At 58.9% G+C, this 17784-nt stretch carries 15 protein-coding genes; 6 read left to right on the forward strand and 9 right to left on the reverse strand.

Translation table 11 applies throughout. The features are described 5' to 3' along the window. The first annotated feature begins 8 nt into the window (after positions 1-8). On the forward strand, positions 9-593 hold the full coding sequence (locus ACQKIK_RS14095) for a cob(I)yrinic acid a,c-diamide adenosyltransferase (RefSeq protein WP_499136383.1): 585 nt from the start codon (positions 9-11) through the stop codon (positions 591-593). Continuing rightward, entirely contained in the window at positions 586-1611 is a 1026-nt protein-coding gene (locus ACQKIK_RS14100; RefSeq protein ID WP_499136384.1) for an ion transporter, read from the forward strand. Before ACQKIK_RS14095 ends, ACQKIK_RS14100 begins: the two co-directional genes overlap by 8 nt. On the opposite strand, the gene ACQKIK_RS14105 is transcribed toward ACQKIK_RS14100, so the two are convergent. The 7 genes from ACQKIK_RS14105 to secA form a co-directional block, all read right to left on the reverse strand. Then, positions 1608-2381 (reverse strand): alpha/beta hydrolase family protein, encoded by a 774-nt coding sequence (locus tag ACQKIK_RS14105; RefSeq protein WP_499136385.1) that lies wholly within the window; start codon positions 2379-2381, stop codon positions 1608-1610. The genes ACQKIK_RS14100 and ACQKIK_RS14105 overlap by 4 nt on opposite strands. Further along, positions 2365-3492, reverse strand: a complete 1128-nt coding sequence (locus ACQKIK_RS14110) for a DUF3182 family protein (protein ID WP_499136386.1) — start codon at positions 3490-3492, stop codon at positions 2365-2367. The genes ACQKIK_RS14105 and ACQKIK_RS14110 overlap by 17 nt, the downstream gene beginning before the upstream one ends. A 227-nt stretch (positions 3493-3719) precedes the next feature. Beyond that, on the reverse strand, positions 3720-5282 hold the full coding sequence (gene ahpF, locus ACQKIK_RS14115; RefSeq protein WP_499136387.1) for an alkyl hydroperoxide reductase subunit F: 1563 nt from the start codon (positions 5280-5282) through the stop codon (positions 3720-3722). Positions 5283-5422: 140 nt separating this feature from the next. Beyond that, positions 5423-5986, reverse strand: coding sequence for an alkyl hydroperoxide reductase subunit C (gene ahpC / locus ACQKIK_RS14120; RefSeq protein ID WP_046162591.1), 564 nt, complete (start codon positions 5984-5986; stop codon positions 5423-5425). 190 nt (positions 5987-6176) lie between these two features. Beyond that, the gene (locus ACQKIK_RS14125) at positions 6177-7115 is read right to left on the reverse strand and encodes a Nudix family hydrolase (RefSeq protein WP_499136388.1); all 939 of its coding nucleotides are present in this window, start codon (positions 7113-7115) and stop codon (positions 6177-6179) included. A gap of 78 nt (positions 7116-7193) precedes the next feature. Continuing rightward, positions 7194-8411, reverse strand: a complete 1218-nt coding sequence (argJ, locus tag ACQKIK_RS14130) for a bifunctional glutamate N-acetyltransferase/amino-acid acetyltransferase ArgJ (RefSeq protein ID WP_499136389.1) — start codon at positions 8409-8411, stop codon at positions 7194-7196. A gap of 112 nt (positions 8412-8523) precedes the next feature. Further along, a complete protein-coding gene (gene secA / locus ACQKIK_RS14135) occupies positions 8524-11262 on the reverse strand; it encodes a preprotein translocase subunit SecA (RefSeq protein WP_499136390.1) in 2739 nt (912 codons plus the stop codon). 239 nt (positions 11263-11501) lie between these two features. Between secA and ACQKIK_RS14140 the strand changes: the two genes are divergently transcribed. The 4 genes from ACQKIK_RS14140 to ACQKIK_RS14155 all read left to right on the forward strand — a co-directional run bounded on the left by ACQKIK_RS14140 (position 11502) and on the right by ACQKIK_RS14155 (position 13297). Beyond that, positions 11502-11963: a DUF721 domain-containing protein gene (locus ACQKIK_RS14140; protein WP_046162595.1), complete on the forward strand. Its 462-nt coding sequence runs from the start codon at positions 11502-11504 to the stop codon at positions 11961-11963. 133 nt (positions 11964-12096) lie between these two features. Then, positions 12097-12561 (forward strand): hypothetical protein, encoded by a 465-nt coding sequence (locus ACQKIK_RS14145; RefSeq protein ID WP_046162596.1) that lies wholly within the window; start codon positions 12097-12099, stop codon positions 12559-12561. 96 nt (positions 12562-12657) lie between these two features. After that, positions 12658-12921, forward strand: a complete 264-nt coding sequence (locus ACQKIK_RS14150) for a YebG family protein (protein WP_045424976.1) — start codon at positions 12658-12660, stop codon at positions 12919-12921. A gap of 106 nt (positions 12922-13027) precedes the next feature. Next, a complete protein-coding gene (locus tag ACQKIK_RS14155; protein WP_499136393.1) occupies positions 13028-13297 on the forward strand; it encodes a DUF3509 domain-containing protein in 270 nt (89 codons plus the stop codon). A gap of 134 nt (positions 13298-13431) precedes the next feature. On the opposite strand, the gene ACQKIK_RS14160 is transcribed toward ACQKIK_RS14155, so the two are convergent. Both ACQKIK_RS14160 and ACQKIK_RS14165 read right to left on the reverse strand, forming a co-directional pair. Further along, on the reverse strand, positions 13432-16053 hold the full coding sequence (locus ACQKIK_RS14160) for a LuxR C-terminal-related transcriptional regulator (protein ID WP_499136394.1): 2622 nt from the start codon (positions 16051-16053) through the stop codon (positions 13432-13434). A gap of 274 nt (positions 16054-16327) precedes the next feature. Continuing rightward, positions 16328-17689 (reverse strand): DUF1329 domain-containing protein, encoded by a 1362-nt coding sequence (locus ACQKIK_RS14165; RefSeq protein WP_045424971.1) that lies wholly within the window; start codon positions 17687-17689, stop codon positions 16328-16330. Between the last annotated feature and the right edge of the window lie 95 nt (positions 17690-17784).

A 17784-nucleotide genomic window follows, 5' to 3' on the forward strand; every position in this document is an offset into this window, starting at 1 on the left:
GAATCCAGATGGGCAACCGACTCTCGAAGATCTACACCCGCACCGGTGATGCCGGAGAAACCGGCTTGGCCGACGGCCGCCGAGTGCCCAAGGATCATCCGCGAATCGAGGCGATGGGCGAAATAGACACCCTCAACAGTCAACTGGGCCTGTTGCTGGCCGAGCTGGCCGAAGCCCAGGCGCGCTGGCCGGATCTGGCCGAACTGATCGAAGTCCTGGGGCCCTGCCAGCATCGTCTGTTCGACCTGGGCGGTGAGTTGGCGATGCCTGAATATCAGGCGTTGACCGACGCCGAGGTGGTCCGTCTAGAGGCGGCGATCGATCATTGGAATCAGGAGCTAGGGCCGCTGGAAGACTTCATCATGCCGGGCGGCTCACGACTGATCGCCCTCGCCCATCTGTGTCGGAGCATGGCACGTACCAGCGAGCGCCGTTGTCAGCAACTTAATGCGATCGAGCCGCTACGCGCGGTCGGCCTGGCTTACCTCAATCGCCTGTCGGACCTTTTCTTCGTAGTGGCCCGGCTGATTGCGCGGCGTCAGGGCTGCGCAGAAATCCTCTGGCATGCGGCCAGTGCGCCTGCCAATGCCTGAGCAAACGCGGCGGCGCGAGCGCTTAATCGACGGGCTGCACGCAGCTTGGGAAGTCCTGATCGTCCTGCTGGTGTGCATCAACCTTGGGCTCATCCTGTTCGATAGCCTGTTCATTTTGCAGCCAATCAACGACGCCCTGGCCAAATGGGCTCCCGCCCTGCATCAACGCTACGACGTGCTGATTCACCAGAACTTCCAACACATCGACCTCGCCTTCGTCGCGATTTTCGTCTTCGACGTGCTGTTAGGTTGGACCGTCGCGTTGTTCGAGCGCCGCTACGCACGCTGGTACTACTACCCCTTCGCTCACTGGTATGACGTGCTCGGCTGCATTCCGTTGAGCGGCTTCCGCTGGCTGCGGGTACTGCGCGTCGGCAGCCTGCTGATCCGTCTGCAACGACTGGGTCTGATCGATATGCGGCGCTGGGCGGTGTTTGGCCTGGCCAACCGCTATTACCTGTTGCTGCTCGAAGAACTATCCGATCGCGTCATGGTTCGCCTGTTCAGCCGCATGCAGCAGGAGATCGGAGCCAGCGACGACCTCTCCCGCCGCTTGCTGCAAGAGGTGGTCAGGCCGCGCAAGGAGCGGCTGCTTAACGACCTTTCGCGTCGCATGCACAGCATGTTGGAGAGCGGCTACCGGGACAATCGGGGGGCCATCGAAGGCTATGTAGGCGGACTGATTCACCAGGCTCTGCTGAACAACCCGGAGGTGATCAGACTGCGCCGCCTGCCCATGGGGGGACGAGTCGCCGATACCCTGGATGAAGCGCTCAGCGATATCGCCGCCCAGCTACTTCAAGGCGCCGCCGAAGGACTTCAGAGCCCGCAGTTCCAGAGACTTGCACGAAACCTGGCCGACGAGTTTTTCGAGGCCTGGGTTTACCAGGACGAGAACACCGACCTGGCACTCGAAGAGCTGCTGGTGGATGTCATCGAAGTCCTGAAACAGCAGGTCCTGGATCGACGCTGGAGCCGTTTTGTCGGCCCCATTCAGCCACCTTCCCCCCCAGGCTAGCGACGGTTCGCCGCGGCAACGCCTTCCTGCTGGTCGAGTCGGGCCCCGACTACCATTTCGGTCGCCCAGTTAACGAGGATGTCGGTATAGGCCTTCTGGCAGCAATCACTGGTTAGCGCATGATCAGCACCGAGAATGATCCGGTGCGTCAGGGAATGCGTCTGATGAAAGGCGGCGCGGTAACTCATGATGGTGCTGTGCGGGACCAGGTGATCGTGTTCGGACTCGACGATCAGCACGTCGCCACGAAAGTCGGCGCAGGCTGCCAGGGCACGGTTTTCCTCCGGCACGACTCGTCGACCACGCAGCTGATTGAGCAGGTCCCGGTTCAACTGGCGCTTGGGCACCATCCAGTCATCGTCCCCGTACAGCGCTGGAACCCGCATGGCCAACCACTTAACTGGCCTCAGCGCCGTAAGCAAAGCCGCCAGGTAACCGCCGTAGCTGGTGCCCACCACGGCAATCGCCGATGGGTCGATGTTCGGGTGTTGCGCCAGCAGATCGTAAGCGGCCAGCAGATCATTGAGATTCTGCTCGCGCGTAACGGTTTGCTGTTGCGCCAGCGTCAAGGCATGGCCGCGCAAGTCGAAGGACAAGCAGATGCAGCCCAACCCCGCTATACCTCGAGCGCGCGTCAGGTCACGCTCCTGACTCCCCCCCCAGCCGTGCACGAACAGGACGCCGGGCAGTTTGGTTGGCGGTGAGAGGAAAGTACCGGCGATATGTTCATCGTCAACCAGGATGTCTACGCATTCACTCTGAGTCGCCATAATCCTCCACCACTACGTACTTGGTGATAAAGCCAACCTCGGCGTCTTCGTCCCGGAACAGTACGGTCGCACCGGACGGAACTACTTGCGACTCACCATAAACTTCAACGGTAGACGCCCGTACTACGCCACTCTGGCCCTGCATGAGTGTCTCAAGCGCAGCGATTTCGGCACCGCTTGCGCCACCGATCCGCCATGACTGCTCCAGCACACCGGAACAGGCACGACCACGACCATCGACGCCCTGGGCAATATCGTAGTTACGACGGGACGCGAAAAATCCTCGAAAGCACGCCGATGCGGCATCGTCGTAGACCTGCGCTTGCATAATGGCCAGCCGGGCCTTCTCCGGAAGATCGAGCCCTAGCAGGGCCTCGAAGTCACCGTCCGATACGACCAGATCGGATCCGCCGTAAACCGTCTGGCCAGAATTGTCGGGCGTCAGGCGCTGAGTCCCGTAATAGCTGAGCGTTCTTCCCGCCACCCGAATTTGCCCAACACTGAAGGTCGTCACGTGCTCCAGGTTGGCCTCGAGCACCAGCCCGCAGTGAGCCATCTCCTTCTCGTCGACGTGTTCCAGCGCGTTATCCAGCTGCTGCTCGGTATTGATGCGCTCCTGCCCTCTCCCGCCGGTGGCTCGCACTGGTTTCAGCCTCAGCGAACCTTCATGCAACAGCCGCCGCCCGGCTTCGCGGGCATCTGCGAGCGAAAAGACGCTATAGCCGGGAAGCACGCTGCCACTGACACGCGCCGCGAAGTCACGAGACCAACCAACTGGCGCATCTGCATCCGGACGCACCAGCGGATGCGTGATGGCCTTGGTTTCGATGAATGCCTGCGGTACCACGCCACCGAACAGATCTTCCTCATCATCGAGGCCTAGCTCGCGGGCTGCATCTGTACCGATGATGGTGCCAGACGGCACGAAATACAGTGGATGCGAATACTCGATGGATCGGTCGTACTCACCGAGAAACGTCAGGCCTTTAACTGCCGCCAGACGCTTGGCCAGATGCTCATGCACGGCCTTTTCATGTTTGGGGTCTCTGGACCTGTTGGCCAGAGTCACTACTGCCCCGCGGGGCGTTTGCGGCGCATCCGCATTGATCATATGAGGACTCGCTCCATGGACTGCTGATACATGCACGGCGAGCGGATCGATAGCCGCCCGTTTCGCTCGTTACCACCCGAGCCAAAGCGGATCCGGTGTAATAAGGTAGACCTTGGATATCGACTATCTATCCTTCGAGTCGCATCCTGTGTGGGTCTGGACGTCAGCAGCCAGACACAAAAAAAGGGGCAGACCTTGGTCTGCTCCCCTTTTTTTTACTGCGACACTCAGTCTTCGACAGAGCTGCGGATCAGGTGATCGAAGGCACTTAGCGAGGCCTTGGCGCCCTCGCCAACAGCAATGACGATCTGCTTGTACGGCACGGTTGTGACGTCGCCAGCGGCGAAGATACCCGGCAATGATGTCTCGCCACGCGCATCGACGATGATCTCGCCGCGCGACGTCAGCTCTACCGTCCCCTTCAACCAATCTGAGTTTGGCAGCAGGCCGATCTGCACGAAGATGCCCTCCAGCTCCAGCTCATGGAATTCGCTGGAGTTGCGGTCCTTGTAGGTCAGCCCGGTGACCTTCTTGCCATCGCCGATGACTTCGCTGGTCAGCGCACTGGTGATCACGGTGACGTTGGGCAGGCTGTGCAGCTTCTTCTGCAGCACGGCATCGGCGCGTAACTGGCTGTCGAATTCGATCAGCGTGACCTGGGCGACGATGCCGGCCAGGTCGATAGCCGCTTCCACGCCGGAATTGCCACCACCGATGACCGCCACGCGTTTGCCCTTGAACAACGGGCCATCGCAGTGCGGGCAGTAGGCGACGCCACGGCCACGGTATTCCTGCTCACCGGGCACGTTCATTTCGCGCCAGCGGGCACCGGTGGCGAGGATTAAGGTCTTGGCCTTCAGCGAGCCGCCGTTCTCCAGCTTGATCTCGTGCAGGCCTCCATCGGAGCCAGGGATGAGCTGGGCGGCGCGCTGCAGGTTCATGATATCGACGTCGTATTCGCGCACATGGTTTTCCAGCGCACGGGCCAGTTTCGGGCCTTCGGTCTCGCTGACCGAGATGAAGTTCTCGATGGCCATGGTGTCGAGCACCTGACCACCGAAACGCTCGGCTGCGACACCGGTACGGATGCCCTTGCGCGCCGCATAGATGGCCGCGGCAGCGCCGGCTGGACCACCACCGACGACGAGCACGTCGTAGGCGTCCTTGGCGCTGAGCTTCTCGGCATCGCGCGCCGAGGCACCGGTATCGAGCTTGGCCAGAATTTCCTCTTCACCCATGCGGCCCTGACCGAACAGCTCGCCGTTGAGGTAGATGCTCGGCACGGACATGACCTGGCGAATGGTGACTTCTTCCTGAAACAGCGCACCGTCGATGGCGACGTGGCGGATGTTCGGGTTGAGCACGGCCATCAGATTAAGCGCCTGGACCACGTCCGGGCAGTTCTGGCAGGACAGCGAGAAATAGGTTTCGAAGTTGTATTCACCGTCGAGATTCTTGATCTGCTCGATGACTTCAGGTGCGGTCTTGGACGGATGACCACCGACCTGCAGCAGGGCCAGCACCAGCGAGGTGAACTCGTGGCCCATCGGAATGCCGGCGAAACGCAGACTGATGTTGCCACCGATACGGTTGAGCGCGAACGAAGGTTTGCGCACGTCATTGCCGTCGGTGCGCAGGGTGATCTTGTCGCTCAGGCTGGTAATGTCTTCCAGCATGGCGAGCATTTCCTGGGATTTGGCGCCGTCATCGAGGGACGCAACGATCTCGAACGGCTGGGTGACCTTTTCCAGATAGGTTTTCAGTTGCGCTTTGAGATTGGAGTCCAACATGAGCAGCGTTCCCCTTCTTGCATAATTCAGGTAATAAAACGCCCGGACGGTTTACGCCCAGGCGTTGGGGCTCGGACCGATGAATCGTCCGAAATACAGCACAGTGGCGCTGCGACCAAGCGCAGCGCCCAGACGGCTGTTTAGATCTTGCCGACCAGATCCAGCGACGGGGCCAGAGTGGCTTCGCCTTCTTTCCACTTGGCCGGGCATACTTCGCCCGGGTGAGCGGCGGTGTACTGAGCGGCTTTCAGCTTGCGCAGCGTCTCACTGACATCACGAGCGATTTCGTTGGAATGAATCTCAACGGTTTTGATCACGCCTTCCGGGTTGATCAGGAAGGTGCCACGCAGCGCCAGACCTTCTTCTTCGATGTGCACGCCGAAAGCGCGAGTCAACTGGTGCGTCGGGTCGCCGATCAGCGGGAACTGGGCCTTGCCGACCGCAGGGGAAGTCTCGTGCCAAACCTTGTGGGAGAAGTGGGTATCGGTGGTGACGATGTACACCTCGGTACCGGCCTTCTGGAACTCGGCGTAGCTGTTGGCAGCGTCTTCGATCTCGGTCGGGCAGTTGAAGGTGAAGGCTGCCGGCATGAAGATCAACACCGACCATTTGCCCTTGAGGGACTCTTCGGTGACTTCGATGAACTTGCCATTGTGAAAAGCGTTGACTTTGAACGGCTGGACTTGGGTGTTGATCAGAGACATCTACTAACTCCTTTTGGGATTCAGAATTTAACGGCGCCTAAGATAGCGCACGAAACCAGATACGGTTAATTGATTGAGAAAATAGCTTCGATAGAGAATTTCTATCTTATCGCTATCAATCTATGACAGCCCTACGACACCATCATCGCCCGACAATTCAGGCGAGGGTCCGTACTCTAGCCGCTACCCCTCACGGCCAGAAGGCCCGAATTCCCGCGACGCCCTGCGCACCGACCTGAGCGGCTCTCGCCACATCACTCGGGCCAAGGCCGCCCAGCAGATATGCAGGCTGAGCGAAGCCTAGCAGCAATTGGGCGGCGCATTGCCACCCCAAAGGCCTCGCTTCGGGGTGCGAGGCGGTAGCAAGTATCGGCGAGAGCACGATGAAATCAACCCCCATCTGCTTCGCCAGATCCAACTCGGACAAATCGTGGCATGACGCGGCGAGCCATCGCACCGGTTCTATGGGCCTACCCGCGTCGGCGTACCTGCGCAGCTGCGAGGCCGTTAGATGCCAGCCGGCGTCCGGAAAATCATGGGCCCACTCCAGTGGCCCTTTAAGCATTACCTGCGCACGCCCGGCACACATTTCCAGCACTTGAGCTGCCAGCGCTCGGTACCGAGCGTCAGACAGCGAGGGGCAGCGTAGCTGCAGCAGCCGAACCCCTGCATCCAACACGGACGCCACACCGCAAAGCAGCTCCTGTGGCGCCAAGTTGTCCGGGGTAATCAGGTACGACTTCGGCAGGCGAGCCGCAGCGATGATCGGCCGGTTCGCCGCGGGAAAGTCATAACGCGGCAGATCCTCCGCAGCCACCCAAGCCAACGGCTGCCCCTCGGCCCCGTGCGGCTCGCCGTCAAACTCAAGCACTTCCCAGACGTCGAGGAGCACCTGCTTGTCCGGATAGTCATGGCGGACTTGAATCAGGGGCCTCGCAGCAATTACCGCAATGCCCAATTCTTCTGCCAGTTCCCGCGCGAGCGCAACCGCTGCAGTCTCACCTTCCTCGACCTTGCCGCCGGGGAACTCCCATAGCCCACCTTGGTGCTTGTCCAAGGGGCGCTTGGCGATCAGCACGTGACCGTTGGCACCACGGATCACGCCGGCGGCGACGTGGAGCCGTTTCATGTTCCGACACCAAACGGAGGTCCGCCCGTCGCCGGGACTTGCCGCAGCAGTTTATTCAGCATGCCGATTGCCAACGGATCAGGTGCGGTATTCGGCATTGATCCGCACGTATTCGTGAGAGAGGTCCGTGGTCCAGATCGTCTCGCTGCAACTACCGCGACCGAGTTCGATACGGATCTCGATTTCTTCCTCAGCCATGACCGCGGCGCCCTGCTCTTCCGTATAGCTCGGCGAACGTCCACCCTGGCTGGCGATACATATGGCGCCCAGATAGACATCGATCTTGCTCACATCCAGCTCGGGAACGCCTGCACGACCGACTGCCGCCAGAATGCGCCCCCAGTTCGGATCGGAGGCGAACAGTGCTGTTTTGATCAGCGGCGAGTGGGCGACGGCATAACCAACGTCGAGGCACTCCTGATGGTTGCGGCCACCGTTGACCTGGACCGTGACGAACTTGGTGGCACCTTCGCCGTCACGGACGATGGACTGAGCCACTTCCATGCTGACATCGAAGACCGCCTGCTTGAGCTTGGTGAACAGCTCACCAGAGGCTTCAGTGATTTCAGCGACGTCAGCCTTGCCGGTAGCGATCAGCATGCAGCAGTCGTTGGTCGAGGTGTCGCCATCGATGGTGATACGGTTGAACGACTTGTTGGCCGCATCCCGCAGCAGATCCTGCAATACGGGCTGAGCGACCTTCGCATCGGTTGCGATATAGCCAAGCATGGTCGCCATATTGGGTCGGATCATGCCGGCACCTTTGGAAATACCGGTGACGGTAACCGTCACGCCAGCGTGCTCGAATTGACGGCTCGCGCCCTTGGGCAGCGTGTCTGTAGTCATGATGCCGGTGGCGGCTTCGGCCCAGTGATTTTCATCGAGGTCGGCCAGCGCTGCGGGAAGCGCCGCCTCGATCTTCTCAACTGGCAGCAACTCACCGATGACGCCGGTAGAAAACGGCAGGATTGCATCGGCGTCCACGCCAGCCAACGTGGCCAGGCTGGCACAGCTGCGGATGGCTGCCTGCATTCCAGGCTCACCCGTTCCAGCGTTAGCGTTTCCTGTATTGGTCAGTAGGTAACGTACCGTTCCCTGAGCGCGCTGCTTCGCAAGAATGACGGGCGCTGCGCAAAAGGCGTTGAGGGTGAATACACCCGCAACCGTTGAGCCTTCAGCGCAACGCATCACTACGACGTCCTTGCGGCCAGGTCGCTTGATACCCGCCGAAGCGATGCCGAGCTCGAAACCGGGAACCGGGTGCAGTGTAGGTAGGGGACCAAGACCGACAGCCATTGATGCGCTCCTTCAGAAAGGATGGATGGCCTTCGGCCACCGAAAATCAGGGAGAAAAACGCCGCGAGCGGCTAGAGCCGGTCGCGGCGCGGGTCAACACAGAAGGGCCAGCTTACTGAACCTGCCCGTGGCAATGCTTGTACTTCTTTCCGGACCCGCAAGGGCAAGGTTCGTTGCGCCCGATCTTTTGCTCGGTACGGCTGGGGGCTGCAGCTGCCGCTACATCGCCCTCAGCCTCTGGATCCTCCTGGTCTGCTTCCAGCGCCGAAACCTCGGCATGCTGAAACTGCATACGCTGCGCCAGCTCTTCAGCGTCGCGGCGCAAACGCTGCTCCTCCTCGGCTGGGTCTTCGCGACGAACCTGCACATGGGACAGAACCCGAATGCTGTCGCGCTTGATGGACTCGAGCAGTTCCTGAAACAGTGTAAAGGACTCGCGCTTGTATTCCTGTTTCGGGTTTTTCTGAGCGTAGCCGCGCAGGTGGATACCATGACGCAGATGATCCATCGTCGACAGGTGATCCTTCCACAGATCGTCGAGTACGCGCAGGACAATCTGCTTCTCGAAAGTGCGCAGCGCCTCGGCGCCAGCCAATTCTTCTTTCTCGTTGTAGGCCGCTATCAGCGCCTCGAGGATGCGCTCGCGCAGCGTCTCCTCATACAGCTTCTCGTCTTCGTCGAGCCATTGCTGGACCGGTAGCCGCACTCCGAAGTCACTGTAGAGCACCGCTTCGAGCCCACTGATATCCCACTGCTCGGGCAGCGACTGCGGCGGAATGTGCTGATTGATGGCGTAATCGAGTGCCTCGCGGCGGAATTCGCTGATGGTCTCTCCGATTTCCTCGGCGGCCAGCAGACTGTTGCGCATGTGATAGATCACCTTGCGCTGCTCGTTGGCGACGTCGTCGTATTCGAGCAATTGCTTACGCATGTCGAAGTTGCGGCCTTCGACTTTGCGCTGAGCCTTTTCGATGGCATTGGTCACCATACGATGCTCAATCGCCTCACCGGACTCCATGCCCAGTGCCTTCATGAAATTCTTCACCCGATCCGAGGCGAAGATACGCATCAGACTGTCTTCCAGCGACAGGTAGAAGCGACTCGAACCGGCGTCGCCCTGGCGCCCGGCGCGCCCACGCAGCTGGTTGTCGATACGGCGCGACTCGTGACGCTCGGAGGCGATCACATGCAGGCCACCCGCCTCGAGTACGGCCTGATGACGCTTCTGCCAGTCGGACTTGATTTGCGCGACCTGATCATCCGTTGGATTCTCGAGCGCCGCCACTTCGACTTCCCAGTTGCCGCCGAGCAGGATATCGGTGCCTCGGCCTGCCATGTTGGTAGCGATGGTCACCGCACCGGGGCGTCCCGCCTGCGCAATGATTTCGGCTTCTTTGTCGTGGTGCTTGGCGTTTAGCACCTTGTGTTCGATGCCTTCGCTGACCAGCAGACGCGAGACATATTCAGATGTTTCGATGGTTGCAGTGCCCACCAGAACGGGACGACCATTGTTCTGGCAATCCTTGATGTCCGCGATGATGGCAGCAAACTTCTCTTCCTGGGTCAGATAGACCAGGTCGTTGTAATCCTTACGTGCCAGCGGCTTGTTGGTCGGAATCACCATTACTGGCAGGTTGTAGATCTGCATGAATTCGAACGCTTCTGTGTCTGCAGTACCGGTCATGCCCGATAGCTTTTTATACAGACGGAAGTAGTTCTGGAAGGTGGTCGATGCAAGCGTCTGGCTTTCCGGCTGGATCGGCAGCCCTTCCTTGGCTTCGATGGCCTGATGCAGGCCCTCGGAAAGACGACGACCTGGCATGGTCCGGCCGGTGTGCTCGTCAATCAACAGCACCTGGTTGTTCTGGACGATGTACTCGACGTTGCGATGAAAAAGCTTGTGCGCACGCAGGCTGGAATACACGTGGGTCAACAAGCCGAGGTTGTGGGCGGAATACAGACTCTCGCCTTCGGCGAGCAGCTCTGCCTTGGTCAGCATTTCCTCGACGAATTGGTGACCCGATTCGTTCAATTCGACTTGGCGTGTCTTTTCGTCGATCGAGAAGTGACCTTCCTGGGTAACGACGCCCTCTTCCTCTTCAATGTGCTGCTTGAGCAGAGGGATCAGCTGGTTGATTTGCTGATAGAGCTTGGAACTGTCTTCGGCCTGGCCGGAGATGATCAGTGGCGTGCGGGCCTCATCGATAAGGATCGAGTCGACTTCGTCGATGACTGCGAAGTTGAGTTCGCGCTGGTTCTTTTCTTCGAGACTGAACGCCATGTTGTCGCGCAGATAGTCGAAGCCGAACTCGTTGTTCGTACCGTAGGTGATATCGGCAGCGTACGCCGCTCGCTTCTCTTGCGGCGGCTGGAAAGGTGTGACGATACCAACCGTCAAGCCCAGGAACTCATACAGCGGACGCATCCAGTTGGCATCGCGACGCGCCAGGTAATCGTTCACTGTAACGACATGTACGCCTTTGCCCGCCAGTGCGTTGAGGTATACGGCCAAGGTCGCTACCAGCGTCTTGCCCTCACCGGTACGCATCTCAGCAATTTTGCCTTCATGGAGCGTCATGCCGCCGATCAGCTGTACATCGAAGTGACGCATGCCCATCACACGCTTGCCTGCTTCGCGGCAAACGGCAAACGCTTCGGGAAGAATCTGGTCGAGGGTCTCGCCTTGGCCGAGGCGGGCCTTGAACTCTTCGGTCTTGCTCCGCAACTGCTCATCGGAGAGAGACAGCATCTGCTCTTCGAGCGCATTGACGGATTGAACCGCCTTGAGCATGCGCTTGACCTCACGCTCATTTTTGCTACCAAAGAGCTTCTTCATTAAAGGCGCAAACATATCGACAAAGACTTCCATGCTGGGGATGGAGGCACGGCCGCAGGGCCACCACGGCTTCGTGCAAAGGGGGCATTCTACTCGGAAACGTCCGAGAGGAAAGGTGCCTACTGCGCGCCTGAGTCAGCCAATGGCGCCAGGAACCAGGCGATCCGGTCGTAGGTTTGAGGGGTGACAGCGCGATCAGAAGGCTATTGCAGGGTTCTGCTAATATGCCGGCTCTTCACTCATGAGCGTCAACCATGTCGTTTCGCCCCTTGCCGGCCCGAGCCTCTGCGTCGCTGCTGCGCGAGGCCAAACCGCTAAAAGCGCTGTTTGGCGAAGCGAAGCGGCTGGATCGACTACAGCAACTGGTCGACGGCCAGTTGCAGCCCGCAGCACGAGAGTTTTGTCGTGTGGCCTCATGGCGCGAAGGGACACTGCTGCTGATCGTTACCGACAGCCACTGGGCAACGCGACTGCGCTACCAACAACGACGCTTACAACGGCAACTGCTGTGTCTGGAAGAATTCAGCGGCCTGAGCCGTATCCAGTTCAAGGTACAGCCCCCCGAAACGCCGCGGCACAAACCCGGGCCGCCGCCAGCACTGTCGGCGCGTGCAGCAGACAATATCCAGGAAACCGCTCGTGGCATTAAGGACCCCAAGCTCAGGGCCGCGCTTGAGCGGCTCGCTAGCCACGCCCGCCACGACAGAGATGCTTGAACAGCATCCGCAGGCACCACGGCCACATGCCTGGCAATTGAAAGTCGCACCCCGTGCGAGCCAGCGTTAGGATGTCTGCCGAATCACGGTGAAAAGAGGTTTTCATGGTCAACTATTCGCGCGCCCCCTCGCCATGCTGATCGGCGCGTTTCTAGTCGCAACCTGGCTGATCCTATTGATTCGGTACCCCCTTCGGGCGGTACCGATTTCGCTGGGAGCGCTGCTTGGCCTTGGTATCGTTGCGGCCTGGGTGATCTGGCAAGAACAACGGGAAGAGCAGCTGCTTGCTCAACTCCAGCTGCGGATGTCGTATGCACCGACGAGCTGCCCGGCCGGACAGCCGTTGCTCATCATTCTGGACAACCATAGCCCCAAGCCAATGCGCAAACTGAGTTGGGAGGTAGCCGCCTACTCTCCGGGTTCCAGCCTTAATCTGGTGACCTCCAACTATGACGCGCCGCAATACCGTGGCCCGGGGGACCTGCAACCCGGCGAACGCTGGCAATCCTGCGCCCCGCTACCACCGTTGCGCTCAGGCTACCGGAGCAGCAACCTAGACTTTCGCGCCGAGCGGCTTCGAGGCCACTTCGCCAACTGAGCTGACAGTTTGACACCTCGACGCTTTTCAATCTTCGCCAGGCAGCTTATGCTGTATGAATAAACAGTATTCCATTCATTTGAGCCGAGGTGGCAGATGGCCGTCGAAGTTGTGTACCGCAGCAGCCGGGACCTGGAGCGCTTGTTCATGGATAAAGCCGAAGCCGATCGTCACGACAAAATGCTCGAGCTGGCCGAAGCCCTGGCTGCGGCACTGCAGAAGGCTACGCCTTCACTGAGCGAACAGCAGGCCGACGACATCGGCATCTTTATGGCCCGACACCGTGACCTGTTTGCGAAGGCCTTTAAAAACAATCCGGAGGCATTGGAGGAGCTGCCAGCTTCCGCCACACCATCCTGAGATATTATGGCCCTGCGGTGATCCGTCGCAAGGAACACGTCCAGCGGGCGAAACTAGTTAATCGGTACTAGGTCCATTGGGGGCAGTCATCCAATCAGGTACCGGCATGAACAGTCCTTTCCAGAAAATCAGCGATGTGTTTCAGCCAGACTACAACGTCAATTTCAGCATCCAGAAACCCGACGGAAGTATTCTGCTGACCCTGACCGACACGGCAGGTGTGGCAGTGAAGCGTTTCATCAGCTCCAGCCAATGGCGGGACCAGCATCAGCTCGAACGCTTGATCACCAGCCTGCAGTTCAGCCTCGCCATCGAACGAGGCGGCCAAACCAGCTCTTATCGCCTGACCAAGCATTCGCGCTCAGCCGCACAGTAATGCCGGGAGGCTCTGCACCTCCGGCGATCACCTTTTGACTAAACAAGAACAATAGTTAGCCTCCCTCCGCCGGAACAGTGCAGCCGGCGCCTGTCACGATTCGCGGCAAGCATCTAGCCCTACTTCCCCGAGGGTCACAGCCAGGCCAAAGCCTTGGCTCGTGCGACCGCCTGCGTACGTCTGGCCACCCCGAGTTTGGTATTGATTCGTCGGGCATGGGTCTTGACTGTATGCAGAGAAATAAACAGTTGCTCGGCAATCTCCTGGTTCGAACAGCCCTGGGCGATGAGACGCAGGACCGTGAGCTCGCGGTTGCTCAGGATGGCCTCATCGCCGGGGGCAGCGCTTTCTTCAGGCTCTCGCTCAAATTGCAGCAAACGATCGCGCAGGCTTTCCCCCTTTCCTGCAGGCAACATCTTGGCAAGCCATTGTGGTTGGCGATGCTGCAACTCGTACAACGGCTTGACCAGATGCTGCCTTGCTGCCTCGCCGAGCGCTTTGCGAAGTTCCAGCTCCGCTTCGTCATGCTGGCCATCCATTTGAAGCGCTTCGGCGAGCGTGAAGCGACACTCGCAAGCCAGCCCCAACCGCTGAGAACGGAGGTTTTGCTCGATAAGTTCACGCAACGTGTCGATGGCCAACGCACCCCGGTCGGACAGTAGGTCGATCACCGCAAGGTAGCGCTGAACCCGCGGCAGCAACTCGTAGAACCCAGAAGGGGCGATATACGTGTGCCCATCGTAAAGTTCGAGGACCTGTATAAACACCGCCCTGGCCTTCTTCAATTGCCCCTGATGCAACCAGGTCAGTCCAGTTATCAACGGCAGAATGCCGCGGAAACGGGCCTCCGGCACGTGTCGCCACTGGGCCAACCGCTCGGCCTCTCGCAGCCAATGGTAGGCCGTAGGGAATTCCTGATTGCGAGCTGCCAGCTCCGCCAGCCCGGCATAACCGAAGAATACATATGAATCACCACAGGTTTCCGTCTCGACTCGACCCTGCTGAAACGCCTCGCGGGCAGGCTCGTCGAGCCCCTGATAGGCCAGGAGATGGCCCCGTAGCAGCTTCAGCCGGCCGATGATCGGGCTATGACCGACACCGTCGCGTAGCACCATCAGCGACTCTTCGAGCACTCCAACGGCTCGCTCGAACTCGCCGGTAATTTCCAGCAGTTGGATTCGATCGATGCTAAGCATCGCTTCATACAGCACGCTACCCTTGAGCCGCGCAAGCTTCATGCCTTCGCTATTGTAATGTTGGGCCAACTCGAGCTGACTTTCGGCTATCGCCTGCTGGGACAACGCCTGATAACAAAGCACCCGTTGCGCCCAAGCGTGGTCAGACAGGACCTCCAAAGCCTGAAGGCAATAATCCCTGGCCTCAGGCTCGCCACGCAAACGCGCTAGAAAACCGCGCAACGCTTGCCACTGAGCAAGCAGCTGCGCCTGACGTCGAGCATCGGGTTGAGGAAAGAACTTGGCCAGATCGGCGAGGCAGTCATCGACTTCGTCTAACCGAGCCGAAATGATTAAAGCCCAGCCATGCAACACGATTAGCCGGGTCGTGCTGTTAAACAAATCTTGCGGAAGTTCACTACGCCACTTCATGAAATGCGAAACGTTGTCGCCGATGAGCAGCTGCTCCTGCCCGTAGCGCTGTAAGAAGTTGGCTGCGACTTCTGGCTGTCCTGCCCACAGGGCATGCTCCACCGCCTCACGCATTTCACCGCGATTGGCAAACCACTGACAGGCACGCAGGTGCGTCTGGGTGGGTGATGCTACACCGGGCATGCGTTGCAACATCAACGCTAGCGGCCGCCACAGGCGATACCATTCACCACAGTTATCGGTTTGACGAATGAACAGCTGGGACGTCTTGAGTACATCGAGAAGGTCATTTCCTATGCCGTCGAGGACATGCTCACACAGCTGCGATGAAAAGCGCGGCATGCGCGCCAACGCGAACAGCGCGCGGCAGATATCCTCACTCTGCCCCTCAAGCACTTCGCGCTGCACATAATCCCGCAACAATGACGTACCGGCGGTCAACCGCTCACGAACCGCCTGCTCATCTGCATTCAATAACAGCAAACTGACACCCGCCAACCACCCTTCGCTGCCCGCCAATAGTTGCTTGAACGTGTCATCGGCGAGCTCCAGACGGTGTGCTTTGAGCAACAACCGCAGCTCGCTAGCCGTCAGCGCCAGCGCCTCGGCTTCCAGCTCGAACAAGTCACCTTGCAGCAATAGCCTGGGTAGCTTCCAAGCGGGTTGCCGACGGCTGCTAACCCACCAGCTGACGGATTCGGGCCCCCTTTCGATAAGCAAGTCGAGGCAGGCGTCGAACGGCGCGGTTACCTCTCTCGGATAATCATCCAACATGATCCAAAGCGGCCGCGGAAAATCATTCAGTAGGTTGATGAGATCTTGCTGAACGTCCCCGCTCTCTGAAGTTGTACCGCTTAATACCCGGCGCAGCTGTGAACACAGAGCTTCAGCAGAGAAAGCCCTGCCGCCGAGATCAAGCCATACGAGATGTGTATCGGCAGGCACCATCCGCGCGCACTCATTCATGAGTACGCTCTTGCCAAACCCGGCGGGTGCGCAGATCAAACGCAGTCGACAACGGGCCTCGAGCAGTGCATCGACGAGTCGTGGCCTTGGTATATGCAGCGGTGGGAGACGTGGAATAGTCGCAACTTGAACCTGCGCGGCGGCTTCTGTGCTGAGGGCACCAGGGTTGAAGCGTACGGACATAGCGAGGTTTCTCTTATTCGTATCAGTCCATTGAGAAGCGCATTGAGCGCTGCGTCAGCACCTATTCCAGGGCCAGTCGACATGGTCGTATCGATGCGCTTGCGCGGTAATAACCTGCACGATTGTGGCGCTTTTGTCGACTCGCCTTGCAAGCAAAACCACCCGGACTGGTTGGATACCGATCTCTAATGGCTGAAAAATATCACTCCTGCTGAGCCGAAAATAAAAAAGGCGGCCAACTGGCCGCCTTATTCACCGTACAGATGCTACTTGATCAGCGCACCCCTGCATTACGCAATGCAGCAGGCGTAAAGTCGCGGGCGGACGCTTTGTAGCCAAATTCGTGCGCTGGTTCTTCATTACTCAAGCCGATGGCGATATAGCGCCCCGAGATAATGTCGTAAAGCGCCTCGAAGGCATAGGCCGGCACCTTGTGCTGATAGTACTGCAACATGTGCGCCTCACCGACGCGCCACAATTGGCCGCGGCCGTCGTACAACTCGGATTGCACAATAGTCCAGGTATCTTCATCTACGAAGAAACGACGCTTGGCGTAGATGTTGCGCTCACCCTCCTTGAGGTTGGCTTCGATCTCCCAGACACGATGCAACTCGTAACGCGCGAGATCCTGATTGACGTGACCGGCTTTCAGAATGTCGCTGTACTGCACGTCGCTAGAATTGATCTCGTAGCTGTTGTATGGAATATACAACTCCTTCTTACCGACCAGCTTCCAATCGTAGCGATCAGGCGCACCGCTAAACATGTCGAAGTTGTCAGTAGTCCGCATGCCGTCTGCTGCGGTACCTGGACCGTCATAGGCAACCTGCGGGGCACGACGCACACGACGCTGGCCGGCGTTATAAATCCAGGCCTGCCGCGGCTCTTTCACCTGATCCAGCGAATCGTGTACGAGCAGAACGTTACCAGCAAGACGCGACGGTGCTGTTACCCGCTGCTTAAAGAAAAGCAGCGCGTTCTTCGCGCGCTCTGCATCCAGATCCGTCATGTCGCTAGGGAAAGCCACTTCGTCTTCGAAGTGCACCAAGGTGTAACTACCATTGGTTTGTGGGGTTGCCTGGACAATGTTACGGCGAACGTTGCCACCGCGGTACCGCGTAATATGGTTCCAGACGACCTCCAGGCCGTTCTTCGGGATAGGGAATGCGTAGTAGCGGCTATCGGAAAAATTGGCGATACCGTTACCACCGTCAACCAACTCGGTATTTAAAGCGCTTTTTTTGGCTGCTTCGTAGATGCGGTCTGGCACTGCTGCAGTGCGGTGGGTTGGAAAGACCCGCATCTTGTACGTTTCTGGATAACGCTTGAACATCGCCTGCTGGCCCGCCGTCAGCTTGTCCTTATATTGATCGACATTCTGCGCGGTGATAACGAACTCAGGCTGTTCGCTTTTGAAGGGATTGGTCAGATGCCCGTCATCCAGCGGTGCGGCATCGGTGGACAACCCGCCTGTCCAGGCTGGAATCGTTCCTTCGGCGTTACCCGCCTTCTCGGCACCGAGTGGAGTCAAAGTATTGCCGAGCTTTGCGGCTTCCTCTGGAGAGACTGCAGCCATCACGCTGCTTGCCAGCAGCGAGAAGGCCAAGACACTGAATAATTTTTTTGTTGTTTTCATACGCTTCCAGTTCCTCTTGATCTTGTTTTGGCCGGAGGCCTTGTATGTAGACTGGCGCGTAGCGGAGCTCTCATAAGAGCTCCGTACGGCGATAC

The sequence above is a fragment of the Pseudomonas sp. NPDC047961 genome, assembly GCF_050272435.1.
In the GTDB taxonomy this organism is placed as follows: domain Bacteria; phylum Pseudomonadota; class Gammaproteobacteria; order Pseudomonadales; family Pseudomonadaceae; genus Stutzerimonas.

Excerpts from the sequence above, each read along its gene's own strand:
- ACQKIK_RS14140 (WP_046162595.1), top strand. The coding sequence starts at position 11,502 with ATGTCGTTTCGCCCCTTGCCGGCCCGAGCCTCTGCGTCGCTGCTGCGC.
- ahpF (WP_499136387.1), bottom strand. The coding sequence starts at position 5,282 with ATGTTGGACTCCAATCTCAAAGCGCAACTGAAAACCTATCTGGAAAAG.
- secA (WP_499136390.1), bottom strand. The coding sequence starts at position 11,262 with ATGTTTGCGCCTTTAATGAAGAAGCTCTTTGGTAGCAAAAATGAGCGT.
- ACQKIK_RS14110 (WP_499136386.1), bottom strand. The coding sequence starts at position 3,492 with ATGATCAATGCGGATGCGCCGCAAACGCCCCGCGGGGCAGTAGTGACT.
- ACQKIK_RS14095 (WP_499136383.1), top strand. The coding sequence starts at position 9 with ATGGGCAACCGACTCTCGAAGATCTACACCCGCACCGGTGATGCCGGA.
- ACQKIK_RS14165 (WP_045424971.1), bottom strand. The coding sequence starts at position 17,689 with ATGAAAACAACAAAAAAATTATTCAGTGTCTTGGCCTTCTCGCTGCTG.
- ACQKIK_RS14150 (WP_045424976.1), top strand. The coding sequence starts at position 12,658 with ATGGCCGTCGAAGTTGTGTACCGCAGCAGCCGGGACCTGGAGCGCTTG.
- ACQKIK_RS14105 (WP_499136385.1), bottom strand. The coding sequence starts at position 2,381 with ATGGCGACTCAGAGTGAATGCGTAGACATCCTGGTTGACGATGAACAT.
- ACQKIK_RS14100 (WP_499136384.1), top strand. The coding sequence starts at position 586 with ATGCCTGAGCAAACGCGGCGGCGCGAGCGCTTAATCGACGGGCTGCAC.
- ACQKIK_RS14125 (WP_499136388.1), bottom strand. The coding sequence starts at position 7,115 with ATGAAACGGCTCCACGTCGCCGCCGGCGTGATCCGTGGTGCCAACGGT.
- ahpC (WP_046162591.1), bottom strand. The coding sequence starts at position 5,986 with ATGTCTCTGATCAACACCCAAGTCCAGCCGTTCAAAGTCAACGCTTTT.
- ACQKIK_RS14155 (WP_499136393.1), top strand. The coding sequence starts at position 13,028 with ATGAACAGTCCTTTCCAGAAAATCAGCGATGTGTTTCAGCCAGACTAC.
- ACQKIK_RS14145 (WP_046162596.1), top strand. The coding sequence starts at position 12,097 with ATGCTGATCGGCGCGTTTCTAGTCGCAACCTGGCTGATCCTATTGATT.
- argJ (WP_499136389.1), bottom strand. The coding sequence starts at position 8,411 with ATGGCTGTCGGTCTTGGTCCCCTACCTACACTGCACCCGGTTCCCGGT.
- ACQKIK_RS14160 (WP_499136394.1), bottom strand. The coding sequence starts at position 16,053 with ATGTCCGTACGCTTCAACCCTGGTGCCCTCAGCACAGAAGCCGCCGCG.